Below are 20,377 nucleotides of genomic sequence, written 5' to 3' on the forward strand. Positions count from 1 at the left end.
CGTCCGTACCGTCGAAGCATGACTCCCGCCGATACCGGGGCGTCCACCGTCGTGGGCGCCACCGCTTCCGTTCCCGCCGTCACCGACTCCCGTATGGCCCCTGGCGGGCCCGGCTACCGCCGGATGAGTTTCGCGCTCTTCCTCGCCGGGGTCGCGACCTTCGCGCTGCTGTACTCCACCCAGGCCCTGCTGCCGTTGATCTCCGGCGAGTTCGGGGTCGCGGCGAGCGAGGCGAGCTGGACGGTGGCGGCCGCGACGGGCGGTCTGGCGGTGTTCGTCCTGCCGATGAGCGCGCTGTCGGAGCGGTTCGGGCGGCGCGCGGTGATGACGGCCTCGCTGGCGGTCGCGGTCGGCGTGGGGCTGTTGGTCCCCTTCGCTCCGTCGCTGGGTGTCCTGATCGTGCTGCGGGCGCTCCAGGGCGCCGCGCTGGCCGGTCTGCCGGCGTCGGCGACCGCCTACCTCGCGGAGGAGGTGCGGCCGAAGGCGCTGATCACGGCGATCGGCCTGTTCGTCGCGGGCAACAGCGTCGGCGGCATGAGCGGCCGGGTCATCACCGGGTGGGTCGCGCAGGAGTGGGGCTGGCGGGTCGCCGTCGGGGTGATCGGCGTACTCGCGGTGGCCTGCGCGGTGGCGTTCCGGCTGCTGCTCCCGGCGCCGAAGCACTTCACGCCGGGCTCGCTGCGGCCGCGGGTCCTGGCCCGTACGGTCCGCGACCACCTGGCGAACCCGCTGCTGCGCCGGCTGTACGCGATCGGCGCGCTGTTCATGACGGTCTTCGGCGGTGTGTACACGGTCATCGGCTACCGCCTGACGGAGGCGCCGTTCTCCCTGCCGCAGGGCATCGTCGGCTCGATCTTCCTGGTGTACCTGGTGGGCACGCTGTCGGCGTCGACCGCCGGCCGGCTGGTGGGCCGCTTCGGCCGCCGGGGCGCGCTGTACCTGGGCGGCGGGACTACGGCGACGGGCCTGCTGCTCTCGCTGGCCGACTCCCTGCCGCTGGTCCTGCTGGGCCTGGTCCTGATCACGGCGGGCTTCTTCGCGGGCCACGCGGTGGCGTCCTCGGCGGTCAGCAAGACGGCCACGACCGGCCGCGCGCAGGCCTCGGCGCTCTACCAGTCGGCGTACTACGTCGGCTCCAGCGCGGGCAGCACGGTCGGCGCGATCGCCTTCCACGCGGGCGGCTGGGCCGGGACGGTCGGTGTCGGTGTGCTGGCGGTCCTCGGGGTCGTGACGATCACGGTGTTCGGTTCGCGGGCGGCACGGGTGGAGCGGCGCCGGCCGCTGCCCGCCTGAGCCCTTCGTAAGCAAGTACGTTCCCCCTGCTCGGGGCCGGTTGTCAGTGGGCGCGGTTAGCGTCCACGGGTCAACCGGTGCGAGCAGGGGGTTCGTTCATGGAGTTCCGGGTCGAGCGCGGCGTCCTCGCCGAGGCGGTCGGATGTGCGGCACGCGCGCTGCCCGCCCGTACGCCCGTGCCGGTGCTGGGCGGGCTGCTGCTGGAGGCGACGGCGGGCCGGCTGAGCGTCTCCGGGTTCGATTTCGAGACGGCGGCACGCATCGACACCGACGCGGAGGTGGCGGCGGACGGTGCGGTGCTCGTGCTGGGGCGCAGGCTGCTGGACATCTGCAAGGTGCTGCCGGACGGGCCGGTGAGCTGTGCCCTGGAGGGCACGCGGTTCACGGTGGAGGCGGGCGGCACGCGGTTCGGGCTGTCGACGCTGCCGCGCGAGGAGTATCCGACACCGCCGACACCGCCCGGGGTGTACGGCACCGTGGACGCCGCCGCCTTCGCGGCCGCCGTGGGACAGGTCGCCGTGGCGGCGGGCCGTGACGACACGCTTCCCGTGCTCACCGGCGTCCAGCTGCGGCTGGCCGGGGACGCGATGACGCTGGCCGCCTCGGACCGCTACCGGTACGCGGTACGGCGGCTGGAGTGGAAGCCGGAGGCGGGAGCGGCCGACGGGGAGGTGGAGGCGCTGTTGCCGGCACGGCGGCTGCTGGACGTGGCGCGGTCGCTGGCGCGGTGCGGTGACGTGCGGATCGGGCTGGACGCCACGGCGGGCGGTGGGCTGGTCGGGTTCGAGGGCGGTGGGATGCGCAGTGTCGTACGGCAGTTGGACGGGCGGCTGCCCGCATACGGTTCGCTGTTCGACACGGCGGGGGCCGCGGTCGCCGAGGTGGGGTGCCAGGAGCTGCGGGACGCGGTGCGGCGGGTCGCGGTGGTGGCGGAGGCGAACAGTCCGGTGCGGCTGGACTTCTCGGGCGGGCCCGGCTCGGGGTCGGTGCTGCTGCGCGCCGGGTACCGCGACGACGTGGCGGCACAGCGGCTGCCCGCGGCGCTGAGCGGTGCCGAGGAGGCGACCGTGGCGTTCAATCCGGCGTATCTGCTGGACGCGCTGAACTCCTTCGAGGCGCCCCGGCTGCGGCTGGAGCTGCTGGGGGCGGGGCAGCGGGCGCTGCTGGAATCGGTCTCGGCGGACGGGGTCTCGGACGGGGTGCACCGGCATCTGCTCATGTCCGTGCGGCAACTGGTCTGACCTGGGCTTTCGCGCGCTCCGGGGGCCATTGTCAGTGGGGTGCGGTAGCTTCCGAGGTACTGGGCGCACAAGGGTGTGACAGAACGGCCACAGGGGTGGGTGGACGATGAGCAACAGCACGGCGACACCGACGGACATCGATCTGCGACTGGAGAAGTACCGGGTCGAACTGACCGGGTACTGCTACCGCATGCTCGGTTCCTCCTTCGAGGCCGAGGACGCGGTGCAGGACACGATGGTCCGCGCCTGGAAGAGCTACGAGAAGTTCGAGGGCCGCTCCAGCCTCCGCTCCTGGCTCTACCGCATCGCGACGAACGTGTGCCTGGACATGCTCACGGCGGGCAACAAGCGCGCCCGGCCGATGGACCTCAGCGAGTCCACCCCGCTCGCCCAGGCGGCCCTCTCCCCGCGCCCCGACCACACCTGGCTGGAGCCGATGCCGGACACCCGAGTGCTGCCGACCGTGGAGGACCCGGCCGAGGCGGCCGTCGCCAAGGAGTCGGTCCGGCTGGCCTTCATGGCGGCGCTGCAGCAGCTGCCGCCGAAGCAGCGGGCGGTGCTGATCCTGCGCGAGGTGCTGGCGTGGAAGGCGAGCGAGGTGGCCGAGCTGCTCGGTACGTCGGTCGCGTCGGTCAACAGCGCGTTGCAGCGGGCCCGGGCGACCCTCGCCGAGCGGGACGGCCAGGGGCCCGAGGGGGCGGTCTCGGACCCGCTGGACGAGGAGCAGCAGAGACTCCTGGAGCGCTATGTGGCGGCGTTCGAGGGGTACGACATGACAGCCCTGACCGCCCTCCTGCACGAGGACGCCGTCATGACGATGCCGCCGTTCGACCTGTGGCTGCGCGGCACCGACGACATCACCGGCTTCATGACGACGCTCGGCGCCGCCTGCGCGGGCTCCCATCTGGTGCCCGTGCAGGTCAATGGCCTCCCGGGCTTCGCCCAGTACAAGCCCGACGAGGAGACGGGCGGCTTCACCGCCTGGGCGGTGCAGGTCCTCGAGCTCTCAGACGGCCGGATCACCGGGTTCCACTGCTTTCTCGACACCCAGCGCTGGTTCCCGCTCTTCGACCTCCCCCTCCACCTCGAAGCGAAGCCCGACAAGGTCGAGGAGAGCGTGTAGCCCCGGGTCGGGGTCGCGCAGTCGTATCCGTCCCCCGGATCGCCGCGCGGTGAGCTGAAGCCGGGCGAGCAGATCGACGACTCCGAGGCCCGGTGGTCCGAGCCCTCCGACATCGCATACGACGACTCTGGCGCCGGTGTCCGCCATGAGCGCCCGCACGCCATCGCTCAGCCGCGTCACCTCCTCTCGGGTGACGGGGCCTGCGAGTACGAGTACGGGCGGTGTTGTGGCATCCACGATCGGTAGACCGGGTGGGGGGCCACAATTCATCGGGGACGGGCTGTGCCCCTAGGGGATCGGAAACTCGCTGGTGTCCAGGGTGAACCCGAACGGCTGGGGCAACGCCATCGCGTCGCCGAACTTGCCGGCGCACAGCACCCGGTAGACCTCGCGCTGCGGTTCGCCGTACAGCGTGATGGTGGGGCCCCCGGGAGCCCAGCTGTCGATGAGGAGGTACAGGGGAACATCGGCCTGGGCGTAGCCCGCAGCCTTCTTGATCCGATCGTGGGTCGCGTTGGACCTGGAGGTGATCTCGACGATGAGCTCGGCGGCAGACGCCGGGATGAAATTGCCTTCGTTGGCACGCAGCGCCGTCCGTGGCGCCACAGCGATGTCCGGGATGTAGAGCCCGTCGCGAGAGGGAACCGCTGTCCCCAACGTCTGGTAGATCCCCCATTCCCGGGGGATGACCTCATACAGACTGCGCTGCACGAGGTCTGCGATGTCGTTGTGGTCGTTGGACGGCGGTGGTGCCACGGTGACGATCCCCTCGATGATCTCCACCTTGCAGCCCTCGGGTGCGTCCGTCTCCTGCCAGATCCGGACGAGGTCGTCCCACTCGTGGCCGCTGGCCGTCGAGTGGTCGACGGTGAGTGCGCTCATGGCGGTCTCCAATCGGTGCGTCACCGATCCCAGCATGCCGAACGGGACCGGCGGCGGTCCACCGATCCCGTTCACCCGAAAGGGCCGCAACATCAGCGGCCTCGGGCCGCGGGCCTGGTCAGGCGATTCGTTCCAGCACGACGGGCGACGGGGTGAACTCCGTCCCCGCAGCCTCCACGTCGTACGAGCCCTCCACCGCCTGGAGGGCGTACTCGAAGCGCTCCGGGGTGTCCGTGTGGAGAGTGAGGAGGGGCTGGCCCGCGACCACCGTGTCGCCCGGCTTGGCGTGGAGCTCGACGCCCGCGCCCGCCTGGACCGGGTCCTCCTTGCGGGCGCGGCCCGCGCCGAGGCGCCAGGCGGCGATGCCGATGTCGTAGGCGTCGAGGCGGGTCAGGATGCCGGAGGCCGAGGCCTTCACCACGTGCTGCTCGCGCGAGGTCGGCAGGGGTGCGTCCGGGTCGCCGCCCTGCGCTGCGATCATGCGGCGCCAGACGTCCATCGCGGAGCCGTCGGCCAGGGCCTTCGCCGGGTCCGCGTCCTTCACGCCCGCCGCGTCCAGCATCTCGCGGGCGAGGGCGATCGTCAGCTCGACGACGTCCGCCGGGCCGCCGCCCGCCAGGACCTCCAGCGACTCGCGGACCTCAAGGGCGTTGCCCGCCGTCAGGCCGAGCGGGGTGGACATGTCCGTGAGCAGGGCGACCGTCTTCACGCCGTGGTCCGTGCCCAGGCCCACCATCGTGGACGCCAGTTCGCGCGCGTCCTCGATGGTCTTCATGAAGGCGCCGGTGCCGACCTTCACGTCCAGGACCAGCGAGCCCGTGCCCTCGGCGATCTTCTTCGACATGATCGAGGAGGCGATGAGCGGGATCGCCTCGACCGTGCCGGTGACGTCCCGCAGGGCGTACAGCTTCTTGTCCGCGGGGGCCAGGCCGTCGCCCGCCGCGCAGATCACCGCGCCGGTCCCGTCCAGTACGGAGAGCATCTCCTCGTTGGAGAGCAGGGCGCGCCAGCCGGGGATCGACTCCAGCTTGTCCAGCGTGCCGCCCGTGTGGCCGAGACCGCGGCCCGAGAGCTGCGGGACCGCCGCGCCGCAGGCCGCCACCAGCGGGGCCAGGGGCAGCGTGATCTTGTCGCCGACGCCGCCCGTGGAGTGCTTGTCGGCGGTCGGGCGGGACAGCGAGGAGAAGTCCATGCGCTCGCCGGAGGCGATCATCGCGGCCGTCCAGCGGGCGATCTCCCGGCGGTTCATGCCGTTGAGCAGGATGGCCATGGCGAGGGCCGACATCTGCTCGTCGGCGACCTCGCCGCGCGTGTACGCGTCGATGACCCAGTCGATCTGCTCGTCACTGAGCTCACCGCGGTCCCGCTTGGTGCGGATGACGGAGATGGCGTCCATGGCCATGGCTTGGCTTTCCTTCCGAGCGTTCAGAAAGTGCGCGACCCCCCTGAGTGGTTCGGATCAGAGGGGCCGCACGGTAGTTACTTGCTGAGATGGCCCGGCCCGAAGGCCTGGGGCAGCATCTCCGACAGCGGCAGGATTCCCGCCGGGGTCTCCAGGAGCAGGTCCGGGCCGCCGAACTCGTAGAGCAGCTGGCGGCAGCGGCCGCACGGGACGAGGATCTCGCCCTTGCCGTCCACGCAGGTGAAGTGCGTGAGCCGGCCGCCGCCGGTGTTCTGGAGCTCCGAGACCAGCCCGCACTCGGCGCACAGGCCGATGCCGTACGAGGCGTTCTCGACGTTGCAGCCGGAGACGATCCGCCCGTCGTCGACGAGGGCCGCCACGCCGACCGGGTAGCCGGAGTACGGGGCGTACGCCCGGGACATGGCGTCCCGGGCCACCGTGCGCAGCTTCTCCCAGTCGACCGGGTCGGCAGGCGTGGCGGCGGGGGTCACTTGCCCTGCCCCTTCCGGTACGGCATGCCGTCCGCCTTGGGCATGCGCAGCCGTTGGGCGGAGAGGGAGAGCACCAGCAGGGTCACGATGTACGGGGCCGCGGAGACGACCTGGCGCGGGACCTCGTCCACGCCGGCGTACCAGACGAACATGACGGCCGAGACCGCGAGGGTGATCGCGGAGCTGACGGCCCTCCTCTTCCACGCCAGGTAGGCCGCCCCGATCACCAGCAGGATCGCCAGGAGCAGGATCAGCGCGTGCACGTTGGTGGTGCCGCCGCGCAGGTTGAGGCTGTCGGTGTAGCCGAACAGGCCCGCGCCCAGCGCCAGTCCGCCCGGCATCCAGTTGCCGAAGATCATCGCGGCGAGACCGATGTAGCCACGGCCGGCCGTCTGGCCGTCCAGGTACACGTTGGACGCGACGATCGACAGGAAGGCGCCGCCGAGACCGGCGAAGCCGCCCGAGATGATCACGGCGATGTACTTGTACTTGTAGACGTTCACACCGAGGGACTCGGCCGCGATCGGGTTCTCGCCGCAGGAACGCAGACGCAGACCGAAGGCGGTGCGCCACAGCACGTACCAGGTGGCGGGGACCAGGGCGACGGCGACGACCGTCAGCGGCGACAGGTTGGTGACCAGTCCGCCGATGAGGCCCGCGATGTCGGAGATCAGGAACCAGTGCTTCTCGTTGAGCGTGTCCAGCCAGCTGGACAGGCCCGGGATGTCGAAGGTGCCGAGCGAGTCGATCGGCGGGGACTGCTTGGAGGAGCCCTGCGGGGCGTTCTCGAAGGTGAACTTCGACAGGTAGCGGGTGGTGCCGAGGGCGAGGATGTTCAGCGCCACACCGGAGACGATGTGGTTGACGTTGAACGTGACCGTGGCGATGGCGTGCAGGACGGCGCCCAGCGCGCCGCCGATGATGCCGAAGGCGACACCGGTCCACGGGCCCCACTGGTAGCCGGCCCAGGCGCCGAACCAGGTGCCGAGGATCATCATGCCCTCGAGGCCGATGTTGACGACGCCCGCGCGCTCGGCCCACAGGCCGCCGAGGCCGGCGAGGCCGATCGGCACGGCGAGGCGCAGCGCGGTGGACATCTGGCCGGTCGAGGTGATGCCGTCCGCGCCACTGATCAGGCGGACGACCGAGGTGAGGACCAGTACGCCCGCGATGACGAGCAGGAGTACCGGGAGAGACATGCGGCGGCCCTTGCCGGGCTGCTTCGCCTGCGGCTTGGCGATGGTCGTGGTGCTCATCAGGCCGCCACCTCCTTCTTCTGGTTCTGGGCGGCCGCGGCGAGCTCGGCGCCGACCCGCTTCTGCTGGCGGCGCAGACCCCACTGGCGTACGGCCTCGTACGAGATGACGACCGCGAAGACGATCAGGCCCTGCATGATCGTGGCGATCTCCTTCTCGTACGCCACCGGGGTCGCGTAGTCGAGGGCGGGAGAGGCCTTGTCGAGGAAGGCCCACAGGAGGGCCGCGAGGGCGATGCCGCCCGGGTTGTTGCGGCCGAGCAGGGCGATGCCGATGGCGGTGAAGCCGAGGCCCGCGGGGAAGCTCAGGCTGTAGGTGTGGGCGTCGCCGAGCAGCAGGGGCAGACCGGAGATGCCGGCGACGGCGCCGGAGATCAGCATCGCGGTCAGGACCATGCGCTTGGCGCTGACGCCGGAGGCCGCGGCGGCCGTCTCGGACTCGCCGGTGGCCCGCAGGTCGAAGCCGAAGCGGGTGCGGTTGAGGACGAGCCAGTAGCCGATGCCGAGGGCGACCGCGAGGAAGACCAGGCCGTAGATCTCGCCGACGTCGGCGCCCAGGTTGATGCCGGGCACCCAGCCGGACTCCTTCATCTCACCGGTCGTGACGTTGTCGCCGACCAGGACGCCGAAGTTGTCGCGGAGGGTGAGGTAGCCGATGAGGCTGGTGGCGATCGCGTTGAGCATGATCGTCGCCACGACCTCGCTGACGCCGCGGGTCACCTTCAGTACGCCCGCGATGCCCGCCCAGAAGGCGCCGGTGAGCGCGCCGACGAGGAGCAGCATCGGGATCTGGAGGAAGGACGGCAGCGCCACGTGCGCGCCGACCACCGCGGTCATCATGGCGCCGAGGCGGTACTGGCCGTCGACGCCGATGTTGAACAGGTTCATGCGGAAGCCGAGGGCGACACCCAGTGCGGCGATGTAGTACAGCGACGCCTGGTTGATGATCAGCACCTGCACGTCGGAGTAACCGACCTGCTCCAGCATCAGCCGGTACGGCTCGAACGGGTTCTTGCCGGAGGCGATCAGTACGACCGAGGTGAGCAGGATCGCCGCCACGAGCGCGATGACCGGGCCGGCCACCGCGATGAGCACGCGGTCCTTGTCGAACTTCTTCATCGGGCCTCGTCCTCCGGACCGGCAGCTTCCTCAGTGGTTTCAGCGGTGTGCGGGGCTTCCACGTGTTCCAGGTGACCGGAGGCGGCACCGGTCATGGCCGATCCCAGCTCCTCCGGGGTGATGGTGGCCGGGTCGGCGTCCGCGACCAGGCTGCCGTTGTAGATCACGCGGAGGGTGTCCGACAGGCCGATGAGCTCGTCCAGGTCGGCGGAGATCAGCAGGACGGCCAGGCCCTCTCGGCGGGCCTCGCGGATGCGGTCCCAGATCTGTGCCTGCGCGCCGACGTCCACACCCCGGGTGGGGTGGGCGGCGATCAGGAACTTCGGGTTGTGGCTCATCTCGCGGCCGACGATCAGCTTCTGCTGGTTGCCGCCGGAGAGGGAGGCGGCGGTGACGTCGATACCGGGGGTGCGGACGTCGTACTCCGCGACGATCCGGCGGGTGTCGGCCTGGGCGCCCTTGGGGTTGAGCCAGAAGCCCTTGGCGTTGGGGGCCTCGGTGACATGGCCGAGGATGCGGTTCTCCCAGAGGGGGGCTTCCAGGAGCAGACCCTGGCGGTGGCGGTCCTCGGGGATGTAGCCGACGCCGGACTCGCGGCGCTTGCGGGTGGGCCAGGGGGTGATGTCCTCGCCGAGGAAGTGGATGACGCCGGAGTCGGCGTGCTTGGTGCCGATCAGCGCGTCGATGAGCTCGGTCTGGCCGTTGCCCTCGACACCTGCGATGCCCATGACCTCGCCGGCGTGGATGGTGAAGGTGACGTCGTCGAGGACGCGCTTGACCTCGCCGCCGCCCGCGAACTCGGTGAGTCCCTCGCCCGCGGGCTCCTCCTCCCAGCCGACGGAGGAGCCGCCGCTGGCGTACACGGTGAGGTTCTTGACCTCGATGACCGGCCGGTCGGTGACGGTGGACTCGGCGGTGTCCGGGGTGGGCAGCTCGCTGCCGACCATCATCTCGGCGAGCTGGCGCGGGGTGGTCTCCGAGGGGACGGCCGTCCCGACGGTCGTGCCACGCCGGATGACGGTGATCTCGTCGGCGACCGACAGCACCTCGCCCAGCTTGTGCGAGATGAAGATGACGGAGAGACCCTCGGACTTCAGTTCACGCAGGTTGTCGAAGAGCGCGTCGACCTCCTGCGGGACCAGGACGGCGGTCGGCTCGTCGAGGATCAGGGTGGTGGCGCCGCGGAAGAGCACCTTGAGGATCTCGACGCGCTGGCGGTCGGCGACGCCGAGGTCCTCGACGAGGGCGTCGGGGCGGACGCCGAGGTGGTAGCGGTCGGAGATCTCCTTGATCTTCCTGCGGGCACCGGCGCCGATGCCGTGCAGCTTCTCGCTGCCCAGGACGACGTTCTCCAGGACGGTGAGGTTGTCGGCCAGCATGAAGTGCTGGTGGACCATGCCGATGCCGCGGGCGATGGCGTCGGCGGGGGACGAGAAGGAGACCTGGTTCCCCGCGACGGCGATGGTGCCCTCGTCCGGCTTCTGCATGCCGTAGAGGATCTTCATCAGCGTCGACTTGCCGGCGCCGTTCTCGCCGACGAGGGCGTGGACGGTGCCTTTTCGGACCGTCAGGTGAATGTCGTGGTTGGCGACGACACCCGGGAATCGTTTGGTGATCCCCGCCAGCTCGACCGCGATCGTCGACTGTGCGGTGAGCGGAGGGCTGCTGGACGCGTCGATGGCGCACTCTCCTTGGGAAAGGGGCCACTCTACGCGCGTAGCGCCCCTGCTTTAAATAGTGCCCGGACCTGACCGGTTCTTTTCAGCGCCCGATCCGTTCCGAGCATTCTGCCGCGCGGCCGGGGTACGGGAAGGCATGCCTCCCGTACCCCGTTCGGTGGCCGTAACGCTGTCATCACAGCGCCCTGTCGGCCAAGCCCCTGACCGGGCCTCAACCGGAAGGTCAGGAGGTCTTCACCTTGATGGTGCCGCTCTTGATGCCTTCCTCGGCCTTCTTCACCGCGTCCTGGATCGCGGCGTTGCCGGCGAAGGCGGGGTTGGAGTTCGACAGGCTCACGCCGCCGTTGCTGAGGCTGCCGCGGACCACGCCGGTCGCGGGCTTCTTGTCGTGGACCGACTTGGCGAGCTCGTAGACCGCGCCCTCGACGTTCTTCATGGCCGAGGTGAGGATCGAGTCCTTGTACTTGGCCAGCGCGGCCTGCTTGTACTGGTCCGAGTCGACGCCGATCGCCCAGATCTTGTGGGCGCTGGCGGCCTTGATGACGCCCTGGCCGGAGAGGCCCGCTGCGGCGTAGACGACGTCCGCGCCGGCGTCTATCTGACCCTCGGCGGCGTTCTCGCCCTTGTCGGGGCTGGCGAAGCCACCCTCCTGGGCGGTCTCCGTGAGGTACTGCGACTTGACCTTGACACCCTTCTTGGTGTCCTCGACGCCCTGCTTGAAGCCGGCCTCGAACTTGTGGATCAGCGGGACGTCCACGCCGCCGACGAAGCCCACGGTGTTGGTCTTGGTGGCCTTGGCGGCCGCGACACCGGCGAGGTAGGAGGCCTGCTCCTCGTGGAAGACCAGGTCCGCGACGTTGGCGGCCTTGATCTGCTCGTCGTCGACGATGCCGAAGGTCGTCTTCGGGTGCTTGGCGGCGACCTCCTTGACGGCCGACGCGTAGGCGAAGCCGACACCGATCACCGGGTTGTAGCCGGACTTGGCGAGCTGCTCCAGGCGCTGCACCTTGTCGGCGTCCGACTCGCCGTCCTGCGGCTCGACGGCCGTGCTCTTGTAGCCGAACTCCTTGTCGGCCTTGTCCAGGCCGGCCGTGGCGGCATCATTGAAGGACTGGTCGCCCTTGCCGCCGACGTCGTACGCCAGGGCGAGGCCCTTGTCGCCGCCACCGTTGGAGGACGAGCTGGACGACGAGGTGGACGAGCTTCCGCAGGCGGAAACGGTGACAGCGAGAGCCGCGGTAACAACACCCGCAGCGGCGATTCGGGACACCCGGCGCATGGAACGAGACTCCTTTGTGCAAGCGCCCGTACCAGGCGCTGGTTCCGCCGCAGCGTAACGCGCGTAGATTCAACATGAAACCCAGCTTGCAACAGTGTTATCCGACCGTTTTGAACGGATCACTGCCCCTGCTCAGCGCACCCCCACGCCACCTGGAACGACTTCGGAGCGCAACCCCGCTCATACGCGCCGCAGGCAGAAACCGGCCACCTCGGCGGCCTCCACCGCATTGCCGGCGGCCCCCTCCAGCGGCCCCGACAGCGAGGGCGCCCGGACTGAGCAACGCCGCCACTGGATGACCCGCGTACCCAAGACGCTCATCCAGCAAGATCGGCCCGTACGCGCTGCACGACTTCACCCTCTTTGGAATGTCCCCGGGATCGCCTCGGTCGACGCGGTCCGTGTACGGATCGCCGTGGCGTACTTGATCAACTGATCGCACTGCCGGGCGATCGGTGCCCAGCGGATCGGGCGGGTCAGCGGGATTTCCGCCGCGCACGCATGGCGGAGCCCCCCGCGCCGGGCCGGCGCAGGGGGCTGCACGCGGGGGTGGGTTACTTCGTGTTGACCGTGATCTTGCCGTCGATGATGTCCTGCTTGGCCTTGTCGACGGCGGCGACGACGTCCTTCATGGACTGGTACTTGGGGTTGGTGTCGGCGAAGCCGACGCCGTTGTTGGCGAGGCTGCCGCGGACGACGCCGGTGAGGGGCTTGCCCTGGTAGACGGACTTGACGAGGTCGTAGACCGCGCCGCCGACGTTCTTGAGGGCGGAGCCGAGGATGTAGTCCTTGTACGCGGCGAGCGCGCTCTGGGAGTACTGGTCGGAGTCGACGCCGATGGCCCACACCTTCTTGCCGGCGGCCTCGGAGATCACGCCCTGACCGGACAGGCCCGCCGCGTGGTAGAGCACGTCGGCGCCCGCCTCGATCTGGCCGCTCGCCGCGTCCTTGCCCTTGTCGGGGCTGGAGAAGCCACCCTCCTGGGCGGTCTCCGTCAGGTACTGCGACTCGATCTTGATCTTCGGGTTGACCGACTTGGCGCCCTGGACGTACCCGGCCTCGAACTTGTGGATCAGCGGGATGTCGACACCGCCGATGAAGCCGATGTGGTTCTTCTTGCTGGCCTTGGCCGCGGCGACACCGGCGAGGTAGGAGGCCTGCTCCTCGTGGAAGACCAGGTCGGCGACGTTCTTGGCCTTGACGGTCTCGTCGTCGATGATCCCGAAGGTGGTGTTGGGGAACTTGGCGGCGGCCTCCTTGACAGCAGGCCCGTAGACGAAGCCGACGCCGATCACCGGGTTGTAGCCGGCCTGGGCGAGCTGCTCCAGGCGCTGGACCTTGTCGGCGTTGGACTCGCCGTCCTGCGGCTCGATGTCCCGGCCGCCGATCTTGAACTCCTTCTCGGCCTTCTGGAACCCGGCGTAGGCGGCGTCGTTGAACGACTGGTCGCCCTTGCCGCCGATGTCGTACGCGAGGCCGATGCCCTTGCCGGAGTAGGAGCCGGACGACGTGTCGCTGCTCTTCGAGCCCGAGCTGGACTCGCCGCAGCCCGCGGCCGCGAGTGCGACGACCGCGACGGTCACCGCCGCTTGGGAGAACCTGGTCCTACGAGAGTTCAGACGCACAGCAAGCACCCCTTCGTCCCCACGGCACCGTCGCCGGCCCGCTTTCCCCACTTGTGCCGCCTCAGGTGGCGATTGCGGCGAACGGTAACGCGCGTAGAAGGGCAGGGGGAACGGAGTTTCCGGGGCCGTTATCGATTCGTGGCGCCAGCGAGTTACAAGCTTTTACCGCCGGTTACACGCCCGTGACGCAAAGGGACGAAGGGGCGTCGAACGGACACCCCTTCGGCCTATGCCGTTCGGGTCGCCGCGTCCAGCAGAACCGCCGCGGTGAAGAGCTCGACGCCCACCGTGATGGCCGACTCGTCGACGTCGAAGTCGCCCTGGTGCAGATCGCGCACGGTGCGCTCCCCCGGGGGGCGGACGCCCAGCCGGGCCATGGCTCCGGGCACGTGCTCCAGGTACCAGGAGAAGTCCTCGCCGCCGAGGCTCTGCTCGGTGCTCTCCACGGAGTCGTCCCCGCGCCGGGCGATCATGGCCTCCCGCAGCAGGTCGGTCACCTCCCCGTTGTTGACCACGGGCGGGACGCCACGAACGTAGTTGATCTCGCCCTTGGCGCCGTGCAGGTTGGCGACCTCGTCGATGGCGGCGACCACGATGTCGGGTGCCTGCCGCCAGGCGTCGATGTCCAGGCACCGCACGGTCCCGGAGAGCTCGGCGTGCTGCGGGATCACGTTCGGGGCGTGGCCGGACTCGATCCGGCCCCAGGTCACGGCGAGCCCGGCGCGCGTGTCGACGCGGCGGGCGACCAGCGCGGGCACGTCGGTGACGACGCGGGCGACGGCGGTGACGAGGTCGGTGGTGAGGTGGGGGCGCGCGGTGTGGCCGCCGGGGCCGTCGAGGGCGATCTCCAGGCGGTCGCAGGCGGAGGTGATGGCTCCGTTGCGCAGCCCGACCTTCCCGGCGTCGACGCGCGGGTCGCAGTGGACGGCGATCATACGGCCGACCCCTTCGAGCACCCCGCAGTCGATGGCGTCGGCGGCACCGCCGGGCAGCACCTCCTCGGCCGGCTGGAAGAGCAGCCGTACGGGCCGGGGCAGCCGTCCCTGCCGGTGCAGTTCGGCGAGGACCAGCCCGGCGCCGAGGACGACGGTGGTGTGCACGTCGTGTCCACAGGCGTGTGCGCGGTCGGGCACGGTGGAGCGGTACGGGCACTCCGTCTTGGCGTCCGGGATGGGCAGGGCGTCGATGTCGGCCCGCAGGGCGAGGATGGGGGGCCCGTCGACCCGGCCCCCGTCGGGGACGCCGATGTCACAGACGAGTCCGGTCCCGACGGCGAGTACGCGCGGCTTGAGCCCGGCCTTCTCCAGCCGGGCCTTGATGGCGGCGGTCGTACGGAACTCCTGGTTGCCGAGCTCGGGGTGCATGTGCAGGTCGCGTCGGAACGCGATGAGCTCGGCGCGGAGCGCCTCGGGCAGTTCGCCGGGGAGACTCGCTTCCCCGGCCGGATCGACCTCGGACTCTGAGGACATCAATTGCGTCACCCTTTGAAGGGTAGGACGCCGAGGCCGCCAACTGGCTCGATCAACAAAAGTTCAACCCCTTCGGGAAGAAAAATTGGCGGCCTGGCGCATAGGTACCAGGGGTGATGGGTAAGCTCCGTGATTTTCGGCACGTCGGCCGGATCTTCAGAGCCCATCCACTCCCTTCACGGATACCACGCCCCGTGTGCATCACGCCGATCTGTCCGCTACGCGGGATCGGCGCCCGGACTCCGGGACGGGGCCCGGGGGGCGGGGGGACGGGCACTAGCCAGTCCTACGTCTCCTCCGCGCGCAGCTTCGCCGCCCGCTCGCGCGGGTCGTAGTCGGGGCCGACACCCTCGATGAGGAGGACGTCTCCCTCGATGTGGTCGGTGCGCAGGCGCAGGATGGCCTGGTAGGCGGGTGACTCGTACCAGGCGCGGGCCTCGGCGAGGCCGGGGAACTCGATGAGCACCATGCTGCCGGGCCAGGTTCCCTCGACGACCTCGGTGGGCGGTCCGTGGATGACGAAGCGGCCCCGGAAGGGGTCGAGGGTGGCCTGGATGCGCTCCAGGTAGGCGAGGATGTCGGGGTGGGGGCGGCGGCTGCGCAGATGGGCGAAGCCGTAGGCGGGCGTGTCGGACACGGTGGCTCCCTCGGTCGCTCGTTCGGGCGCGTCCAGGAGGGGGCGCCCGTTCGGGCGCGTCCAGGAGGGGACGCCCTGCGAACGTAGGCGCAGCCGGCCGCCTGAGGCGATTACCTCGAAGGTAATCGCCCCCCAAGCCCCCAGAACCCCGCTTCTGCCGACTAGACCGCGCGGACCATCGACAGCCGGTGCACGTCCCGTGCCGTCCCCGTCACCCCGGACAGGAAGCCCTGGGCCCTCGGGGAGGCGTTCTCCGTGAGCCAGGCGGGGTCGATGTCGCAGACCGCGACCTTGACGTCGGTGCCGGCCAGGGCGAGCGGCAGGGTGTGCACGACCGTCGAGGGAAAACTCAGGATCGTTCGGCCGATCGGGCCACGGCGGGCGATCAGCTCCAGCGGCAGGTCGGGGCGGACGATCTCCAGACCCGTCTCGGCCGCCAGCCGGTGCAGCTTCTCCGCGCTCTCCCTGCGGTGCGCGAAGTACCGTGCCGCGCCGTGGGCGCCGGCCAGCGCCTTGACGGCCTCCAGGTACCGGTCCCCGTCCACCACGCCGGTCTCCACCAGCGACGTGCCCACCATGTCCGCGCCCTTGGTGATGCGGGGCGGGCCGAAGCGGGCGCGGGTCCAGGAGAAGTCGTTCGCGGTGACGGTGACGCCCCGGGGTGTCTCCTCGATCGGCATCGACGAGAAGACCTCGACGCCACGGTCCCCGCCCGGCGTGAGCCGGCGCCGGGCGGAGGACGACACGGGGGCGAAGAGCAGGTCGCGGGGGCCGGGGCGGCCCCCCTTGCGGTGCCAGCGCACCAGGCGCTCGCCCCGGGAGAGCTGGCCGACGAACTCCATCGTCGCCGTGCCGTCGTCGACGACGACCAGCTCACGGGCGCGGGTGATGGTCAGCAACAGCTGCACATAGCGGGAGAACGGGTCCCCCATGACCACCCGCCGCGCCCGCCGCAGCAGCGAGGTCAGTCCGCCTATCGTCTGGAACGGGGCCGCGGGACCGCCCCGTGCCTCCTCCCAGCGGACTTCGTGACCCTCCTCGCGGGCCAGTTCGGCCATACGGCGCAACTGGCCACGGGTCATCGGGTCGGTCGGGGACAGGACGACCAGGGTGAACCCCGCGCCGGGACCCTCCTCGGTCCGGAGCGTGGGTGCGTGTGCGTGCGCCCACTCCAGCGTGTTGAGCAGCTGCACCGGACTTTCGACGAAGGCCAGGGTGTGAGGGGTGGGGCCGGGTTTCCCGGCGCGGGGGCTCATCGGCGTGTGACCGTCCCGTAAGTCGGAGTCTCTTGGACTCACACCGCCACCGGCTCGCCCGCCGCCGCCGCGATCTCCGCCTCGGCGACGACGCCGGCGACGCGGCGCAGCTTCTTCATCGGGCCGAGCTCGGAGTCGTAGACCTTCTTGACGCCGTCGCCGAGGGAGGCCTCGATGGTGCGGATGTCGCGGACGAGGCGGGTCAGGCCCTGCGGCTCGACGGAGGCGGCCTGGTCGGAGCCCCACATGGCGCGGTCGAGGGTGATGTGGCGCTCGACGAAGGTGGCGCCGAGGGCGACCGCGGCGAGCGTGGTCTGCAGGCCGGTCTCGTGGCCGGAGTAGCCGATCGGGACGTTCGGGTACTCGGCCTGGAGGGTGTTGATGACGCGGAGGTTGAGCTCCTCGGCCTTCGCAGGGTAGGTCGAGGTGGCGTGGCACAGCAGGATGTTGTCGCTGCCGAGGACCTCGACCGCGTGGCGGATCTGCTTCGGGGTCGACATGCCGGTGGAGAGGATGACCGTGCGGCCCGTGGCGCGCAGGGCGCGCAGCAGCTCGTCGTCGGTGAGGGAGGCGGAGGCCACCTTGTGGGCGGGGACGTCGAACTTCTCCAGGAAGGCGACGGCCTCGGTGTCCCACGGGGAGGCGAACCAGTCGATGCCCTTCTTCTTGGAGTACTCGTCGATCTGGCGGTACTCGTCCTCGCCGAACTCCACGCGGTGGCGGTAGTCGATGTAGGTCATCCGGCCCCAGGGGGTGTCGCGCTCGATGTCCCACTGGTCGCGCGGGGTGCAGATCTCCGGGGTGCGCTTCTGGAACTTCACGGCGTCGCAGCCGGCCTCGGCGGCGGCGTCGATCAGCTTGAACGCGTTCTCGAGCTCGCCGTTGTGGTTGATGCCGATCTCGCCGACGACGTAGACGGGGTGACCGGGGCCGGCGGTCTTCGAACCGAACTGGCGGAGGCGGGAGTTGCTCATGGCAGGGGGTGTCCTTACTTGGTGAGGGAATCGAGAGAGGGGCCGAGGATCCAGCTGGCGATCTCTCGGATCGCGCCGTCGCCGCCGGGGACGGTGGTGACCGCGCGTGCGGCGCCGCGCACGACGTCGTGGGCGCTCGCGACCGCCACGGGCCAGCCGACGAGGGCGAAGCACGGGAGGTCATTGACGTCGTTGCCGACGTAGAGCACGCGCTCCGGCGCGATGCCCTGCTCCTCGCACCACTGCTTCAGCGCGAGGTCCTTGCGGTCGATGCCGTGCAGGACCGGGAGCTTGAGCTTCCGGGCCCGGGCGGCGACCACAGGGTTCTGTTCCGTGGACAGGATCAGCATCTTCAGGCCGCTTCTGCGCAGCGCTGCGATGCCGAGTCCGTCCCCGCGGTGCACGGAGACGAACTCCCGTCCGTCGGAGTCGACCAGCACCCGGTCGTCGGTCTGGGTGCCGTCGAAGTCGAGGACGACCGCGTCGATGTCGTCGGCGGTCGGGAGGGCGCCGGGCCGGTCGGCGTCGAACAGCGGCGCCAGGGCCCGGGCGCGGGCGAGGTCGTGCGGGTCGTCGATCTCCAGCACGCGGGCCGGGTCGGTCCGTACGAGTTCGGTGTGGCCGAAGAAGCGGTGCTGGTGCTTGCGGAAGCCCGCCGCGTTCATGGCGTAGGCGGCGCCGGTCTCCAGGAGGTCCTGGGGGCGGTCCTGGCGGCGCGGGCGGAAGGACTTGTCGTGGTTGACGCCGTAACCGCCGGTCGTCTCACGGGAGCCGGCCCCGGTGTCCGCGATGCCGGCCTCGTCTTCGTCCCGCCAGATGAACCCGTGGAAGGGAGCCACGGTCACGGCCGTGTCGGCGCCGTTCTCGACGATCGCGCCGGCCACCCCGTCGATGTCCTCGCGGACGATGAACGGGCTGGTGCACTGCACGAGCAGCACCACGTCGACCGCCGCGCCGTGCAGCGCCTCGTGGGCGTCCATGGCGTGCAGGACGGCGGCCTCGGAGGTCGCGGTGTCGCCGGCGATGGCGGCGGGCCGCAGCACGACCTCGGCGCCGGCCTGGCGGGCGGCGGACGCGATGGCCTGGTCGTCGGTGGAGACGACGACGTCGGTCACCAGTCGGGAGGCCCGGCACTCGCGCACGGCGCGGGAGACCAGGGGTATGCCGCCGACGGGGATGAGGTTCTTCGCGGGCACGCCCTTGGAGCCGCCGCGCGCGGGGATCACCGCGAGCACCCGGCGCACCGCGGTGCCTGGGCCCGCTTCCGGTTGGGACATGGGGTCTACTCCTTGGGCAGGGTTCGGCTCGTTCACAGCTCGCCCATCCGCCGGATGACGGGCGCCACCCGCTGCACTCCGTGCCGGTAGGCGCCGCGCGCCGCCCGGCGCACGATCTGCCGGACCGGTCCGGGTTCCTTGTCGGCGGCGGGGGCTCCGGGCAGCGGGGTGCCGTCGGGGCCGAGGTGGTGGCGGGCGAGGATGCCGGGCAGATAGCCGGGCGCGGTCTCGGGCGTGTAGTACGGCGCGAGCGGGGGCAGTGCGGGCGTGGCGAGCAGCTTGGCGATCCGCTCGCGGGCCGCGTCGAAGGCGGTCTCGTACGCGCCGTCGGCGGCGACGCCCTGCCGGGCGACCCACTCCTCGTCGGGCACCGGGCGGTGTCCGGCGTCGAGCTGGTCCCAGGAGGCGAGGCAGCCGGAGCCTACGAAGTGGTGGTTGCCGAGCACCTCGCGCACGCCGAGGTCGGTGAGGACCACGGTGGGGATGCGGCGGTGCAGGGACTCCAGGGCGGCCGTGGAGCTGACTGTGACCAGCAGGTCGGTGCGGTCGAGCACCTCGCCCATGTGCCCGTACACCAGGCGGAAGTTGGGCGGCAGGTCGGAGCGCTGCGCCAGCTTCTGGTACGGCAGCTCCTCCAGGTGCGTGGTGTGTTCGCCGGGCCTGGAGCGCAGCTTCAGCAGCACCTCGCGCTCGGGGTGCAGCCGGGCGTGCTGGACGAGCCGGTCGAGGAGGTACGTACGGTCCTTGCGGCTGTCCGGCACGGAGGGCTGCGCGGCGAACACCACCGTGTAGGGGTCGTGTTCACCTTCGTAGGGCGCTCCGCCCAGGAAGGGCAGGGCGACCTCGGTGACGGACGAGGCGTCGGCGCCGACTCCCTCGTACACGTCGCGGAAACGGTCCGCGTCCTGGCGGGAGTTGGCGAGGACGAGGTCCGCGCCGTGCCGCAGGAGCAGGCCGTCGGCGAGCTTCTCGTAGACGACGCCGACGTAGCCGGTGACGACGACGGGCCGCTTCGACCGGCCCTCCCAGGCGCGCCGCAGGCCGTGCAGCATCGCCTGGACGCCGCCGCCGACGAGCGAGAGGACGAGGACGTCGTACGACTCCTCGGTCATCGCGCGCAGGAACTCCACGGCGGTCACCTCGCGCAGGGAGTCGGCGTGAACGCCGACCTCGCGGAGCTGACGGGCGGTGGGGGTGGCTCGGCCGCGCAGGAGATAGCCGTCCAGACGGATGTCCGATTCGACGGAAACCGTACGCTTCGCTGTGAGCGCACCCCATTTCCACCGGGTGTCGGAATCCGCGAGAACGGCGACTCGCAGGCCCTTCGTTGCACTTGCTGGCACGTCCAAGACCGTAGGAAGGCATTCCGAGGTTC

18 protein-coding genes are annotated in these 20,377 nt (G+C 70.6%); 3 read left to right on the plus strand and 15 right to left on the minus strand.

Annotated elements, in window-relative coordinates; translation table 11 throughout:
• Positions 1–18: 18 nt before the first annotated feature.
• The 3 genes from ACGFNV_RS09595 to ACGFNV_RS09605 all read left to right on the plus strand — a co-directional run bounded on the left by ACGFNV_RS09595 (position 19) and on the right by ACGFNV_RS09605 (position 3,657).
• Entirely contained in the window at positions 19–1,293 is a 1,275-nt protein-coding gene (locus ACGFNV_RS09595; protein WP_393620839.1) for an MFS transporter, read from the plus strand.
• 98 nt (positions 1,294–1,391) lie between these two features.
• Positions 1,392–2,534: a DNA polymerase III subunit beta gene (dnaN, locus tag ACGFNV_RS09600; protein ID WP_393620841.1), complete on the plus strand. Its 1,143-nt coding sequence runs from the start codon at positions 1,392–1,394 to the stop codon at positions 2,532–2,534.
• Positions 2,535–2,640: 106 nt separating this feature from the next.
• Positions 2,641–3,657 carry a sigma-70 family RNA polymerase sigma factor gene (locus ACGFNV_RS09605; protein ID WP_393620843.1) on the plus strand — a complete coding sequence of 339 codons (1,017 nt, stop codon included), beginning with the start codon at positions 2,641–2,643 and terminating at the stop codon, positions 3,655–3,657.
• Here the strand turns inward: ACGFNV_RS09605 and ACGFNV_RS09610 are convergent.
• The 15 genes from ACGFNV_RS09610 to ACGFNV_RS09680 form a co-directional block, all read right to left on the minus strand.
• Positions 3,541–3,927, minus strand: coding sequence for an STAS domain-containing protein (locus ACGFNV_RS09610; protein WP_393620845.1), 387 nt, complete (start codon positions 3,925–3,927; stop codon positions 3,541–3,543). The genes ACGFNV_RS09605 and ACGFNV_RS09610 overlap by 117 nt on opposite strands.
• An 18-nt stretch (positions 3,928–3,945) precedes the next feature.
• A complete protein-coding gene (locus tag ACGFNV_RS09615; RefSeq protein ID WP_393620847.1) occupies positions 3,946–4,539 on the minus strand; it encodes a Uma2 family endonuclease in 594 nt (197 codons plus the stop codon).
• Between the two features lie 118 nt (positions 4,540–4,657).
• The gene (locus ACGFNV_RS09620) at positions 4,658–5,941 is read right to left on the minus strand and encodes a thymidine phosphorylase (RefSeq protein WP_393620849.1); all 1,284 of its coding nucleotides are present in this window, start codon (positions 5,939–5,941) and stop codon (positions 4,658–4,660) included.
• A gap of 77 nt (positions 5,942–6,018) precedes the next feature.
• Complete coding sequence (locus ACGFNV_RS09625; RefSeq protein WP_393620851.1) at positions 6,019–6,432, minus strand: cytidine deaminase; 414 nt, start codon at positions 6,430–6,432, stop codon at positions 6,019–6,021.
• Positions 6,429–7,688: an ABC transporter permease gene (locus tag ACGFNV_RS09630; RefSeq protein ID WP_393620853.1), complete on the minus strand. Its 1,260-nt coding sequence runs from the start codon at positions 7,686–7,688 to the stop codon at positions 6,429–6,431. The genes ACGFNV_RS09625 and ACGFNV_RS09630 overlap by 4 nt, the downstream gene beginning before the upstream one ends.
• On the minus strand, positions 7,688–8,806 hold the full coding sequence (locus ACGFNV_RS09635; RefSeq protein ID WP_393620855.1) for an ABC transporter permease: 1,119 nt from the start codon (positions 8,804–8,806) through the stop codon (positions 7,688–7,690). The genes ACGFNV_RS09630 and ACGFNV_RS09635 overlap by 1 nt, the downstream gene beginning before the upstream one ends.
• On the minus strand, positions 8,803–10,485 hold the full coding sequence (locus ACGFNV_RS09640) for an ABC transporter ATP-binding protein (protein ID WP_393621481.1): 1,683 nt from the start codon (positions 10,483–10,485) through the stop codon (positions 8,803–8,805). Before ACGFNV_RS09640 ends, ACGFNV_RS09635 begins: the two co-directional genes overlap by 4 nt.
• A gap of 223 nt (positions 10,486–10,708) precedes the next feature.
• On the minus strand, positions 10,709–11,764 hold the full coding sequence (locus ACGFNV_RS09645) for a BMP family protein (protein WP_393620857.1): 1,056 nt from the start codon (positions 11,762–11,764) through the stop codon (positions 10,709–10,711).
• Positions 11,765–12,318: 554 nt separating this feature from the next.
• A complete protein-coding gene (locus tag ACGFNV_RS09650; protein ID WP_393621482.1) occupies positions 12,319–13,347 on the minus strand; it encodes a BMP family protein in 1,029 nt (342 codons plus the stop codon).
• 269 nt (positions 13,348–13,616) lie between these two features.
• Positions 13,617–14,858, minus strand: coding sequence for a M20 family metallopeptidase (locus ACGFNV_RS09655; RefSeq protein WP_393620859.1), 1,242 nt, complete (start codon positions 14,856–14,858; stop codon positions 13,617–13,619).
• Between the two features lie 286 nt (positions 14,859–15,144).
• The gene (locus ACGFNV_RS09660) at positions 15,145–15,495 is read right to left on the minus strand and encodes a DUF1330 domain-containing protein (RefSeq protein ID WP_133927478.1); all 351 of its coding nucleotides are present in this window, start codon (positions 15,493–15,495) and stop codon (positions 15,145–15,147) included.
• 161 nt (positions 15,496–15,656) lie between these two features.
• Positions 15,657–16,751, minus strand: a complete 1,095-nt coding sequence (locus ACGFNV_RS09665) for a hypothetical protein (RefSeq protein ID WP_393620861.1) — start codon at positions 16,749–16,751, stop codon at positions 15,657–15,659.
• A 38-nt stretch (positions 16,752–16,789) separates the two neighbouring features.
• Positions 16,790–17,725 carry an N-acetylneuraminate synthase family protein gene (locus ACGFNV_RS09670; RefSeq protein WP_393620863.1) on the minus strand — a complete coding sequence of 312 codons (936 nt, stop codon included), beginning with the start codon at positions 17,723–17,725 and terminating at the stop codon, positions 16,790–16,792.
• A 14-nt stretch (positions 17,726–17,739) separates the two neighbouring features.
• Positions 17,740–19,002 (minus strand): cytidylyltransferase domain-containing protein, encoded by a 1,263-nt coding sequence (locus ACGFNV_RS09675; protein WP_393620865.1) that lies wholly within the window; start codon positions 19,000–19,002, stop codon positions 17,740–17,742.
• 32 nt (positions 19,003–19,034) lie between these two features.
• Positions 19,035–20,345, minus strand: coding sequence for a DUF6716 putative glycosyltransferase (locus ACGFNV_RS09680; protein ID WP_393620867.1), 1,311 nt, complete (start codon positions 20,343–20,345; stop codon positions 19,035–19,037).
• Positions 20,346–20,377: the final 32 nt, after the last annotated feature.

It is taken from the genome of Streptomyces sp. NPDC048751 (assembly GCF_043198595.1).
Classification (GTDB): Bacteria; Actinomycetota; Actinomycetes; order Streptomycetales; family Streptomycetaceae; genus Streptomyces.